The sequence below is a fragment of the Marinobacter mangrovi genome, from assembly GCF_016798325.1.
GTDB classification, from domain to species: Bacteria; Pseudomonadota; Gammaproteobacteria; order Pseudomonadales; family Oleiphilaceae; genus Marinobacter_A; species Marinobacter_A mangrovi.
Genome location: NZ_JAERVO010000001.1, coordinates 1,118,129 through 1,131,042, shown reverse-complemented (window position 1 = coordinate 1,131,042; position 12,914 = coordinate 1,118,129). Strand labels below are relative to the sequence as shown.

General features: G+C 49.2%; 12 protein-coding genes. 10 read left to right on the top strand and 2 right to left on the bottom strand.

What is annotated here, in order from left to right; translation table 11 throughout:
• Positions 1–21 precede the first annotated feature (21 nt).
• The 8 genes from JL474_RS04975 (at position 22) to JL474_RS04940 (ending at position 8,304) form a co-directional block, all read left to right on the top strand.
• Positions 22–1,176: a glycosyltransferase family 2 protein gene (locus JL474_RS04975; protein ID WP_203141141.1), complete on the top strand. Its 1,155-nt coding sequence runs from the start codon at positions 22–24 to the stop codon at positions 1,174–1,176.
• Positions 1,176–2,303, top strand: coding sequence for a glycosyltransferase (locus JL474_RS04970; protein ID WP_203141140.1), 1,128 nt, complete (start codon positions 1,176–1,178; stop codon positions 2,301–2,303). The genes JL474_RS04975 and JL474_RS04970 overlap by 1 nt, the downstream gene beginning before the upstream one ends.
• A complete protein-coding gene (locus JL474_RS04965) occupies positions 2,300–3,400 on the top strand; it encodes a glycosyltransferase family 4 protein (RefSeq protein WP_203141139.1) in 1,101 nt (366 codons plus the stop codon). The genes JL474_RS04970 and JL474_RS04965 overlap by 4 nt, the downstream gene beginning before the upstream one ends.
• Entirely contained in the window at positions 3,394–4,734 is a 1,341-nt protein-coding gene (locus JL474_RS04960) for a phenylacetate--CoA ligase family protein (protein ID WP_203141138.1), read from the top strand. Before JL474_RS04965 ends, JL474_RS04960 begins: the two co-directional genes overlap by 7 nt.
• Positions 4,731–5,624, top strand: a complete 894-nt coding sequence (locus tag JL474_RS04955; RefSeq protein ID WP_203141137.1) for a glycosyltransferase family 2 protein — start codon at positions 4,731–4,733, stop codon at positions 5,622–5,624. Before JL474_RS04960 ends, JL474_RS04955 begins: the two co-directional genes overlap by 4 nt.
• A 21-nt stretch (positions 5,625–5,645) precedes the next feature.
• Positions 5,646–6,644, top strand: coding sequence for a polysaccharide deacetylase family protein (locus tag JL474_RS04950; protein ID WP_203141136.1), 999 nt, complete (start codon positions 5,646–5,648; stop codon positions 6,642–6,644).
• A gap of 2 nt (positions 6,645–6,646) precedes the next feature.
• A complete protein-coding gene (locus tag JL474_RS04945) occupies positions 6,647–7,618 on the top strand; it encodes a glycosyltransferase (protein WP_203141135.1) in 972 nt (323 codons plus the stop codon).
• Positions 7,619–7,743: 125 nt separating this feature from the next.
• The gene (locus JL474_RS04940) at positions 7,744–8,304 is read left to right on the top strand and encodes a hypothetical protein (protein ID WP_203141134.1); all 561 of its coding nucleotides are present in this window, start codon (positions 7,744–7,746) and stop codon (positions 8,302–8,304) included.
• On the opposite strand, the gene JL474_RS04935 is transcribed toward JL474_RS04940, so the two are convergent.
• A complete protein-coding gene (locus JL474_RS04935; RefSeq protein WP_203141133.1) occupies positions 8,297–9,379 on the bottom strand; it encodes a hypothetical protein in 1,083 nt (360 codons plus the stop codon). The genes JL474_RS04940 and JL474_RS04935 overlap by 8 nt on opposite strands.
• Positions 9,380–9,564: 185 nt before the next feature.
• Positions 9,565–10,215, bottom strand: coding sequence for an FkbM family methyltransferase (locus JL474_RS04930; RefSeq protein ID WP_203141132.1), 651 nt, complete (start codon positions 10,213–10,215; stop codon positions 9,565–9,567).
• Positions 10,216–10,419: 204 nt separating this feature from the next.
• Here JL474_RS04930 and JL474_RS21680 point away from each other — a divergent pair, with 204 nt between their 5' ends.
• Both JL474_RS21680 and JL474_RS04920 read left to right on the top strand, forming a co-directional pair.
• The gene (locus tag JL474_RS21680; RefSeq protein WP_203141131.1) at positions 10,420–11,544 is read left to right on the top strand and encodes a glycosyltransferase family 4 protein; all 1,125 of its coding nucleotides are present in this window, start codon (positions 10,420–10,422) and stop codon (positions 11,542–11,544) included.
• Positions 11,541–12,902, top strand: a complete 1,362-nt coding sequence (locus JL474_RS04920; protein WP_203141130.1) for an O-antigen ligase family protein — start codon at positions 11,541–11,543, stop codon at positions 12,900–12,902. Before JL474_RS21680 ends, JL474_RS04920 begins: the two co-directional genes overlap by 4 nt.
• The last annotated feature ends 12 nt before the right edge of the window (positions 12,903–12,914 follow it).

The following is a 12,914-nucleotide window of genomic DNA, read 5'->3' as shown; positions in this document are numbered from 1 at the left end:
CGGTGTTTACGGGCAACCATTATGCTGATCCTGCTGTTTTGGCTTTCGCTACTCCTGCTGCTCTACATCTACCTGGGCTATCCGCTGTTGGTGTATCTGTGGGGCCAACAACCCCGCACGATCGAACAGGATGAGGAAGACCTGCCGCATGTCTCGATCCTGATTGCCGCCTATAACGAAGCAAAGGACATCGAGACCACGCTGCGCAATAAACTGGCCCTGGACTATCCGGTCGACCGTCTGGAAATCCTGGTGGTCTCCGACGAATCCGAGGACGGCACGGACGATATCGTGCGTGCCGTGGCTGCAGACAGCGCTTCACCCATTCGCCTGTTCCGGCAGGCGCCTCGCCAGGGCAAGACCGCCGGTTTGAACCGCATCGTGCCGGAAGCCCAGGGCGACATCATTGCGTTCTCCGACGCCAATTCCGAATGGGATGCCGCGGCCCTGCGCAAACTGGTGCGCAACTTTGCCGACCCGCAGGTGGGTTACGTGACCGGCAAGATGGTCTACGTCAACGACGCGGGCCATCTGGTGGGCGATGGCTGCAGCGCCTACATGAAATATGAGAACTGGCTACGCCACCAGGAAACCCGCGTGGGTTCCATCGTGGGTGTCGACGGCGGTATCGACGCCATGCGCCGATCGCTCTACCAGCCCCTGCGCCCCGACCAGCTCCCGGATTTTGTGCAGCCCCTGAAAGTGGTGGAGCAGGGTCAGCGTGTGGTCTACGAACCAGAGGCGCTGTTGCGCGAAGAAGCCCTTCAGGACGGAGCCAGCGAGTTTTCCATGCGGGTTCGCGTGACCTTGCGGGCATTGTGGGCGTTGCGGGACATGCGAGTGCTGCTCAATCCGTTGCGCTTTGGTCGATTCGCCATTCAGCTGCTGTCCCACAAGGTCCTGCGCTATCTGGCGTTTGTGCCACAGATCGTATTGACCGTGAGTGCGGTATTGCTCGCGAACCGCGGGGGCATCTACGGGCTCTGCCTGTTGGGGCTCATCGCGATGTACCTGTTTGCTTGGCTGGGTCAGCGACGCGAGCGAGACGGCCGGAACCTGCCGTTCTACATGGCCGCGCCGTACTACCTGATGCTTCTCAACATGGCCTGTTACCAGGCGACTCGCGCCTTTATGCGGGGCGAGAAGAAAGTGATCTGGAATCCAAGGAAAGGTTAGTGGGAAAAGTACTGCACCTCATCGATAGCGGTGGGCTCTATGGTGCCGAAAAGATGTTACTGACACTGGTTTCCCAGCAGCTGGCCATGGGGCTCTCACCCATGATCCTCAGCGCCGGTGAGCTGGATGTGGGCGACAAGGCCATTGAGGTTGAGGCCCGTCGGCTGGGGCTGCCGGTTCATCCCTGGCGGATGCGGCCCGGGTTCAACCCCTCGGAAGCGCTGCGCATTCTGCGCTGGGCGCAGACGGAAGGTTACGAGCTGCTTCACTCCCACGGCTACAAATTCAATGTCTTGATGGGCATGTGGCCGGCCTTCATGCGCCGGCTGCCCATGGTGGCCACGCTGCACGGCTACGTCAAAGCCGCCCGCTACACCAAGGCCTGGCTGTACGAGGCATTGGACCGGCTCATCCTGCGACGCCTGAACCGCATCGTGGTGGTCTCCGAGGCCATGCGGTTCGACATACCGCCGGGTATCGCGCGGTCATCGTTACTGACCGTCATCCCGAACGGCCTGGATACCGAAAGCCTGCGGGAGTCGGCAAACACCGAATTACCGGAGGAACTGCAGACCTTCATCGACAATCATCACCCGGTCCTGCTGGGTGTCGGACGCCTCTCCCGCGAGAAGGGGTTCGAGCGATTGGTGGGTGCCCTGTCCATGCTCAAATCCCGCTTCCCCGGTATCGGTTTGATGCTCATCGGGGAAGGGCGGGAACGTCAGGCCCTGACGGACCAGATCGTGGCGGAAGGGCTGCAGCATCAGGTCATCATGCCGGGCTACTGCAACACCGTGCCCGCCCTGATGGCCGCATGCGATGTGCTGTGCATGCCTTCCCGGACAGAAGGGCTCCCGATATCGCTGCTGGAAGCCATGGCCCTGGAGTTGCCGGTCGTGGCGTCCAATGTCGGCGAGATCGGTGCCGTACTGGGCAACGATTTTGGCGGCTACCTGGTGGACGCGACCGAAAGCGCCTCAGTCGCCAAAAGCATCGTCGAATGCCTGTCCGACGAGGCAGAACGCAACAAACGCGTGGCCTGGGCCCGATCACGGGTGGAGCGGGATTTTTCCGGCGAGGCCATGTGCCAGCGCTACATGACCGTATACGAGCAGGCGCAACGATGAAAATCAGCCTCATCATGGACCAGTACAACCATCCTCATGCCGGCACGGAAAGTCAGGTGCTGAAACTTGTGCGTGGGCTGACGGACCTGGGCTGGGACGTCCGTTTTGCGGTGCTGCGTGGGACGGACTATTCGCGCAGTGGCCACTTCCCGGTACCGGTTGAAGAGCTCGGCGTGGGCAGCCTGTCCAGCCCGGCCAGCTGGTGGACGGTTTATCGCTACGCGCGTCGCCTGCAATCGGAAGGCTTCGGCTTGGTTCACGTCTTTTTTAACGATGCCTCGGTGCTGTGCCCGCCCATGATGCGGCTGGCCGGCATCCGCACCATCATTTCCCGGCGCGACATGGGCTTCTGGTATTCGCCGCTCTATCTGAATGCGCTGAAATTGACCGGCCGATGGGTTTCCGCGGCGATCTGCAACAGCCAGGCGGTGGCCCGGATCACCGGTGAGTCCGAAAACCTCCCCGCAGACAAGCTCCACGTCATTTACAACGGCTATCCGAACCTGGGAGAGACGCCGGAACCGCCGGATGCGTCCGCTTCGGATGCCGTTCGCATCGGGATCGTCGCGAACCTGAGGCCAATCAAGCGGATCGATGATCTGATCCGGGCGGTGGGTCAGGTCGCCGCAGACGGCGGTAACGTTCAACTGAGCGTGGTTGGCGGCGGGGACAGCGCCGCCTACGAAGCGCTGGCACGTGAACTGGGCATCGCCGGCCGCGTGGCGTTTCATGGCAGCCAGCCCGAACCGGAGCACTTTATACGGGACTTCGACATTGCCGTGCTCTGTTCGGAGTCGGAAGGCTTTTCCAACGCGATCATCGAGTACATGCGATGCGGCAAGCCCGTGATCTGCACGCGAACCGGCGGTAATGCGGAAATCGTGTCAGAGGGAGAGAATGGCTTTCTCATCGAAGTGGGCGATGTCGAGGGACTGGCACGCCACATCGCCACGTTAACGGAACAACCCGAATTGAGGAGAAAAATGGGTGGGGCAGGGAAGTTGAAAGTCACCCGTCAGTACTCGGTGGATACCATGCTGGCGCATCATGTGGCGCTTTACGAGCGGCTGATGGCCAGGGAGGCCTGGGCATGCTGACGCACCTCTCCCGACACGTTTTCTACCCACTCTGGGATCTCAAGGACCGCAGCCGGCGCCTGGAAGAATGGAAGAACCTGGAGCGTCAACAGTGGTGGCCCCGCGCAGAACTGGAAACGATGCAATGGCAGCGGGTGCAGGAGATGGTTCGCTACGCGGCCCGGCACAGCCCGTACTACCGGGGATTGTTCCGAGAGCACGGCATCAAACCGGACCGGATTCGCTCAATCGAGGATTTCCGGGCCATCCCCGTCACCACCAAGCACAGCATCCGGAACAACCTGGATCGGTTTATCAGTGACGAGTTCTCCAAGGATGACCTGGTCACCGCCAAGACGGGCGGCTCCACCGGCGTGTCCCTGCACCTGTATTTCGACGAAGCCTGCCAGGAACGACGCAACGCCGCCCAGCTGTTGGCCGATCGCTGGTCCGGATGGGACCTCGGTGTGAAAAAGGCCGCCGTCTGGGGCAACCCGCCGGTGCCCAAGACCACCAAACAGAAGTTGCGTCACCACCTCCTGGACCGAACCGTCTACCTGGACACCATGGACCTGAATGACGCCTCCATGGGGGATTTCGTCAATCTCTGGCGGCGGGAAAAGCCCGAGGCCATCTTCGGCCACGCCCATTCCATCTACATCTTTGCGCGTTATGTGGATCGGGAAGGGATCCGGGAGTTGCGGCCCCGGGGCATCGTAGCGACATCGATGATGCTGCTGGAGCACGAGCGCGCCCTCATCGAATCCGCTTTCGGTTGCCGCGTCACCAATCGCTACGGCTGTGAAGAGGTGGGCCTGATCGCCTGTGAGTGCGAACAGCACAACGGCATGCACCTGAACCTGCCTCACGTGCTGGTGGAATGTCTCGACAACGATGGCCGGCCAGTCGCGCCGGGCCAGCCCGGCAAGCTCGTCCTGACCGACCTGAACAACCAGGGCATGCCCCTGATTCGATACCGCGTGGAGGACGTCGGCGTATTGTCCGACCGCCAGTGCAATTGCGGGCGAGGCCTGCCCATCCTCGAGCGCCTGGAAGGCCGTGTCGCCGATTTCCTGAAATTGCCAAGTGGCGGGCAGGTCGCCGGCATTTCACTGGTGGAACGGACCCTGACGAAAGTCCCCGGAATTGAGCAGATGCAACTCGTCCAGGAAACCCTGGATACCCTGACCATCAATCGCGTGAAAGGCCAGGATTATGATGACCAGACGGATGCCGCGCTGATTGCCGCGTTGCGTGAAGTCTTCGACGAGAGCGTCACGTTGTCCATCAACGATGTAGAGGCGATCCCGCAGGAAGCCTCGGGCAAATACAGGTTCTCGATATGCAAGGTATGACGTCAACCAACCAGCCCCTGGTCAGCGTGGTGATCGCCACCTACAACATGGGCCACTACCTGCCGGAAGCCGTCAATTCGGTTCTGAGGCAGACCTGGTCCAACCTTGAAATCGTGATCATTGACGACGGCTCCACGGATGACACCGCCCACCAGATAGCGCCGCTGGCGACTGACGAAAAGGTCCATTACATCCGCACCGAGAACAAAGGACAGCCTCAGGCGAAGAACCGGGGCCTGCATGAGGCGCAAGGTGAATTTATTGCCTTTTGCGACGCCGACGATCTCTGGTCACCCCGCAAGCTTGAGCTGCAAATGCGGGAATTCGAGAACCCCAAGGTGGGGGTGGTCTACAGCGAGGTCTCCTACATCGACCAGGAAGGCGATCATATCGACAAGGCCCAGCCCTACGAACGCCACAGCGGAACGGTAACCGAGCACCTGGTGATCAAGAACTTCGTCCCCTTTGGTACGGCGGTCATCCGGCGGGCCTGCATCGACAAGAACGGGCCGTTCGACGAGACCCTGCCCATGGGGATCGACTGGGATCTGTGGCTGCGCTATTCCGTCGACTGGGAATTCCGCTACGTCAGCGACGTCACCTACATCTACCGGATCTGGCCCGGCCAGATGTCCAAGAACTACCGGGGCCGCTACGACAACGCGTTTCGCATCCTGGAGAAGTTCCTGACGGCGAACCCGAACGCTGTACCGGACGAGCTGGCGTCCCGAGCCTGGGCGGATATGTACATCAGCCGCGGTATGTCCATCGCCGCTGCCGAACGATCGTTTATTGAACCGTTTTGCGATGTCTTCCGGGGCATCCTGCGGGACAGCTCCTACTGGCAGGGCTGGCGGTCACTCGCCAAGCTGATCCTGCGCAGGGTGTAGTCGGAGCGGGAGAGACAGGGAATGACACTCAACCAATTGATCTACAAAGCCACCCGCCCATTGGGCGGCCTGCAGCTCGCCCGCATACTGGCGCGCCACCATCCCCGTATCCTGATGTACCACCGGCTTTCGGCGACAGACGAGCCGGGCAAGATCCATGTGGATCAGTTCCGAAAGCAAATGCGGTTGATCAAGCGCCACTTCCACCCGATGAACCTGACAGAGCTGTTGGCGGCGCATGAGCAGGGGAACGTACCCAATCATGCGGTTGTGGTGACGTTCGATGATGGTTATGCGGACTTTGCCGAATACGCCTTCCCGATCATGCAGGAGGAGGGGATACCGTCCACGTTGTTTATTACGACGGGGTTTGTGAATGGTGACCTGTGGTTGTGGCCGGATCAGTTGCGGTTTGCGGTAGATATGCGAGTTATACCCCTCCACCAGCTACGAAATGATTTTGAACTTAATCTGGAAAATCAAGGCTCTCCCGGCAGTCTTTGGAATGAACTAGCGGACTATTCGTTAACCTTGAATAATCGCGATAAGATTAAATTCATTGATTATATTTATTCCGAATTTGGCGTAGAAATGCCCGGAAGAGTGCCAGATGAATACCTACCTGTTACCTGGAAACAATTAAAGGAAATGTCCTTGTCCGGTCTAGATATCGGAAGTCATTCAGTTAGTCATCCAATATTAACTAAGCTCGAAACGAATGAACTTATATTTGAACTCTCGGAGTCGAAAAGCATGATCAAAAAAAATCTAGGGCTGACTGCGGACATGTTTTGTTACCCAAATGGTACGGTCGAAGATTTTAATGAAGAAGTAAAAGAATGTATAAGCAATGCTGGATATAAATACGCCGTGGCGGCTTATCCGGATGGACCAGCGTTAGACGATCGGTGGTGCATAAAACGATATCCCGCTCAGTATGATATGAAGAACTTTGAAAAAAACGTATATGGGATGTCTCATATATACGAGTACTCAAGAAACAATGTCAAAATGAGATAGTCATGGCTGGCAATAATCGCTGTATTTGGTTGGCTTGGGAAGGTCACACAAGAAGTAGATCACTTGCGTCAGAGTTGGAAATTCCTTTGCATGAAATAATTATTAAAGGAAATAAAATTAAGCGTTATATTATTTCTTTATATAAGACCGCGACGGTCGTAAAGCGATATAGTCCTGAAATCATTTTTTTTCAGAATCCTTCAATTGTACTCTCGGTCTTCCTGGTTTTGTTGAGGCCATTCCACAAAGCTAGACTTATTATGGATACCCATAATGCAGGTGTATATCCTCTTGAAGGAAGAAATAGAATTCTGTCGTGGATTTCTTATTGGCTTTCAAGAAAAGTAGATTTAAGCATAGTTACTAACGAATATTTAGCAAAAGAAGTAAAAAGAAGAAGGGGGAGTTCATATGTGTTGACCGACCCAATACCCAAATTTCCTAAATACTCCAGAAGTTCCAACGAACTTCCTGAAGAAGTCTATGTTGTCTTGGTTTGTACTTGGGCAGACGATGAGCCTTATATGGAGGTTATTTCAGCGGCAAAAATTCTCGAGGAGTATGACGTTAATATACATATCACTGGAAAGCCTCCTAAACATGTCCTTGAGATGAGCAAGCCTAAAAATGTCGTCTTAGAAGGGTTTGTGTCGCATGAAGAATATCTGGCGCTGATTTCCGACGCTACGCTTTTAATCGACCTTACAAGTAGAGAGAATTGTCTGGTTTGCGGGGCTTACGAGGCCGCAGCTGTCGGTACTCCATGTATAATATCTGAGACAGATATTTCAAAAAAGGTTTTTAAAGATGGGTATTTATATACCAGTAATAGTGCAGCCGATATTGCGAGAAAAATAGTTATCGGATTGGAGCGGAATTCTGAATTGCGCAAACAGCTGGTTTCTTTTAAGCTAGAATATTCAAAAAATTTCTCAAATAAAATTAAGGATTTGGCCCTTTTGACTGGTGTATGAAAAGTGTCGAGACTGTTGCTAATAATTTCGTGGAGTTACTTTGAGTATTCTTATTCCTAAAAATATTTTGTGTTCAGTTAAGTTGGTGATAGCGTACTAAAACAAATAGATTGGAAGGGCTCGCCATGAATAAATGGATTTTGCTAATAGTATTTGGAACCTTGAGCGCAGTCTCAAATGCCAGTGTAATTACATATGACATCAAGAACTACATAACTGATTTGGATAATGGCAATACTTTCACCGGCGCTATGCAAGCAGTGTTTGATGATGACGCTGATACGCTATTGAGTTGTTCTATTGAATTAAACTCAAAGACTTGGATATTTGCATCGGAAATGGGTGAACCTGTAACTGTAGAGTCTAATGAAATAAGCTCGAACGTGTATGAGATATTTATGCTGTTTGGGCCTATTTGGCTTGTGAACGAACTTGACGAAATTTCATTTTACGCTAATGAGTGGAAAATACTGGACAAGCAACCCGATACGGATCCATTTAGACTGCTAGGAGAAAAGGGGCCAAGTGGCATGGGGTTGATAAATGCCGGAAGTAAACGATATGGAATAACTTCTGAATTTAGCCACTTAAGCGTTAGCGAAGTGAGCGAGCCCGGAAGTGGTTTTCTGTGTTTTGCCGGACTCGCTTTGATGTTCTTTATTAAAGTACGTCGACGCTTTATTTAAATCCAATGCCTTTTGGAGGGTTAGGTGGTGACGGACAGTCGCTCTGACAGAGACGGGCTCCGTTCTTATTTACATCGCCGTTTGCATCTACAACGTATATATAAGAACTAGATGGTGAAAAATTTCCTGACTTCAACTTTACAGTTACGGAGTTGTCGCTCCATTTAAGAGGAACTTGAACGAGGCGCTCCTTTGCTTCGTCAAAAGTAGGCGCGTTTGATAAATATACTCTCTGGAACGTGTCATCTATATATATGTTATCATAATATATATACAAGGTTTTGTTTTCGTTTGTGCCATTACTTATTTGATCGAAATACAATTTACTATATCGGTCTGGGCGATCACTAGTTCGCATCCGGAACACTGAATCATGAACAGAATTTCCATTATGGTATAAATCAAAAATTCCGTTTTGAACGCCGATATCACTTGCTTTATACACTATTTCCTCTTGAGTCCATTCTCCTTCAACTTGTGGAAGATTAGTACCTACCCAGGTTGCGCCACCTTCTGCCGTATATTCTGGAAAAATTCTTCCTGATGAATTCCCTTCTTTTCCTTGGTAACCAATGTAAATATTATTTCCGGTATCGCCCCATATTCTATTCGATTTTAAATTAAAGCCTCTAGATCCCCAATTTGATGAATCTGCGATTGAGAAGCTGTAGCGTCTATTGAAATAGACGTATAGACGGTCAGAATCAAAATCTATGCCAGGAATCGCTACTGCAGAAGGGTCTTGCTTTATCGTAAAACGAAGAACTTGACCTGAACCATATGGAGTTGAGTCAGCTGATATTGTGCCGTTTGTGCTAAAAGAATCCTTTACGGCAGACGCTTGAACATTTTGCGCTTTCGAATCTTCATCAAAGTCAAAATAATACAATGGGTTAGGGTGGGATTTTTCTCCGAAGCCGGACCCTGAAATAACGAGCTGCAACTCACCTCCGGATGATTGCTGAGTCACTGAATTGACTTGTGGCGCAGCAAGCACTTGGGTTGTTGAGAGGACAAAGAGTAAAAAACCACCTTTCTTCAAAGCATTATGAGCCATATTTCTCTCAGCAATCATGATATTAGCCCTTCATCTAACGAATGCCTAAATAGATAAGGCTGGTAATTTACAAGTGTAGCGATAATTTTAGAAATGACAATATTGCAAGGGTATAATAAAGCTTTGATACAAATGGGCGTTTTTTTAAAACTAAATCTTTTTAAGATATCTGTGGCGCTAACCGGTTATATAAAGAAGCCTCCTTATGAGTATTTTGATTTAGAACTTGGTACAAGAATATGATTGTGAGAATTGGCGAGGTCATGAAACTCATATTCGTGTTCAGAGCACCACTTTTTTAGTAGCTCTGTATTGTGCTCTATCATTAATATTGGGCGATCTCTGGTTATTAAGTCTTCGAGAGAATTTATTATAAATGGTTCGTGCCCTTCGGCATCAATTTTTATGAAATTTATACTATTTTCGAAATTAAGCACAGCAGGTGATATGCAGATGACCTTCGAATCAGAAGATGAGTCAATGGATGCTTGGTAAAAGTTATTGTTTGGGACAGTAAAGCCTACAAGTCCGTTATGGTCGGAGAATGCGGCATTAATAAGAGTAACGTTCTTCAGATCTGCAACGTTGCTCGCCAGATATGAGAAGGTGATAGGGTGTGGTTCGATAGCAATAACCCGTCCTTGAGGGGTAAGGTCGGAAAAGCGTCTAGTATAGTGTCCAACATTTGCTCCTATATCCATAACCCAGTCTTCAGGGGAGATTAGTCTGTCGATAATATTGAATTCCTTTTCAGGAGACTTGAAGGTACCTTTACTAATCTGGTTCCTGTAATAAAATTGTTTAAGCTGGTGCTGTAATGACCAAGGCAATTTCTTTGCAAGCTGGCGTAGCATTTTTGATTCCTTATTAAGTGTCTATTATTTCTGTGATATTCTATAATAAAGCAGTGATTGTTTGAAGGTTTTTATGGTAAGTTGTTTTCGGGTGTCTATCATTGAAACCTATGGCAACAGCGTCTATCGAGTGTCGGCTTTGCTACGTCTTATCTGTAATTCTAAGCTCACGAACTCCGAAAACAAGGAAGAAAGGAACTTTCTGTGGAAGCAAAAATTAAAGTTCTATTAGTTGTGCGCTGGCCAGTTGGTGGAATTAGAACGTTTCTCAAGTATACGTTTAATTATTTCCCCTCGAATAATATTGAATTTACTCTTTTGACGATAAATTCAGAAGGCGGACGTTTACTTGAATCCGACATATCAAATAAAATAATCAACAGTGAGCTTGTAGCCGACGACAAAGATCAGCTAAAGAATATGTCGAAGTTGGTTTGGCATTACGCTAGGAAGGGTGACATAGACATTATCCATGCGCATGGTTTTACAGCGGCTGCGGTATCGTTCTTGCCCTCAATATTTTCTCGCACTAAATTGATATTAACATCTCATGATGTTTTGAATCAGTCGCAGTTCACGGGGTTTGTGGGTTCTATAAAGCGATTATTTATCTCTAAAGTGCTTGGTCGATGCGAGATCGTACATTCTGTTTCTAATGATGCGGAACAGAATCTTTTCAACTTTTTCCCCTCTCTGAATAAAAAGCGTAGTGTAGTTATAAAAAACGGAATAGATTCTCTTCATTTTTATGAATCTAAAGCTGTTGATTTGAGGAAGGAATTTGGTTTAGGTGAAAAAACAATTGTAATAGGTTTTTTTGGTCGATTTATGCGGCAAAAGGGTTTTAGGGTCCTTGTAGATGCTGTCGATTATTTGTTGAAATATAAAGGATTAGATAATCTTCATGTTCTATGTTTTGGCTCGGGCGCTTTTATTCGGGAAGAGCAGGCTTATGTTGCAAATAAAATGTTATCTAATAATTTTACATTTGCTCCGTTCGCGTCGGATGTATCTTCGGTTATGAAAGGTTGCGATTTAATTGCTATGCCCTCACTTTGGGAAGCGTGTCCTCTTCAACCGATGGAGGCTCTTTGTAGTGGCGTTCCATTTGTAGGCTCTAGATGCCTGGGGCTTCGGGAAGTTATAGAAGGAACTCCGGCAATAGTGGTCGAAGTTAATGACCACCAGTCTCTCGCTAATGGAATAGATAAGTGCTTGGAAATAGGGCGGGGACCTTTCTTAGAGTATCAAAAAGAAGCACTAGAAAAATATAAAATAGAGTCTTCAGCCAAAGCCTTGCATAATATGTATCGAGAGGTAGCCGGATGACTAGGAAGCTTGTAGGGAAGTCTTTCTCACTTGAAGTCGGAGCTGCTTTAGAGGCCGCGACTGCGCTTCCTTTTAAGTTATACGTTATTTACTTAATAAGTTTTTTTATTCATCTTCCTGAAAGAATTACGCCTTTGGGCTTAATTCGATTCGACTTCATATTAGTATTGTTAATTACTTACCTGATTTTTGCATCAAAGGTCTCTACTGGACCCAAGCTAGACTCAGCCTCGAAATACCTTTTTGCGATATTTGTATACGCTATAGTTACACTCCCTATTGTTGAGTGGCCTGGATCGGTAATTAACCGTGGTTTGATAGAGTTTATAAAGGGAGCAATTTTCTATTTCTTTACCGTTAATTTGGTCGTCTCAGAAAAAAGATTAAAGGTTGTAGTATATGTGTTTGTTATATGTAATTTAATACGAATTATAGAACCTCTTGTTTTGAATCTTACTATGGGTTATTTGGGTTCTGAGACATATTTGGGCGATGGTGATTTTGCAGGTCGTTTAGCGGGTGCGCCCTCTGATACCATTAACCCCAACGGTTTAGCGTTTGTGATAGCGACGGTGTTCCCATTTTTACATTATGTGGTGTCACCAATAAATAAAAGGATGTTCTTTTTGTACGTAATTTTGGTTCCTGTTCTGCTCTACACTATGGGGCTAACTTTGTCCCGCTCTGGGGCTCTTGCAATTGCAATAATAGCATTTGGTGTCTTCGTAAAAAGCAAAAGAAAGCTGTTGCTTTCTTTGATTGGTGTTGCAGGCGTTATAGTTATAACAATGTCGTTAAATGATATACAAAAAGATAGATATATGTCACTGGTGAGTCACGACACCAGGCAATCTGCGTCTGCTGAAGGTCGTATTGATGGTTGGTGGCGCGATTTTCGCGTTGCTATGAACCGCCCCATTGTGGGACACGGACTGGGAACCTCTAGAGAAGCAAACTGGAATGTTGCTGGCAAAGATCAGATATCGCATATCCTATGGGCTGAGGTATGGCAAGAAATTGGTCTGATCGGTCTAGTTCTGTTTATATTGTATCTTGTTTCGATGATAAAAAATTTCAGGCAAGCAGGTAAATATGTATCTTCTTTTAGTAAAGATGATTTTTTATATCGATCGGTTCAAGCAATGCAAGTTTGGCTGTTGATGAATATGTTATTTAGCTTGGCTAGCTTTGGTTTAAAAAGTTACGAATGGTATTTTTTCGGCGGGCTTTCGGTGGTTATCTATAAGCTTGCTAAATATAAGAGTGGTTGCGATGGGGGGGAGCAAATTTATGACGTAGGGAGCGCAACGGGATTCGATAGATTTCCTCTTATAAAAAGATTGAAAGAATATAAATAGCGCTGGAACCAA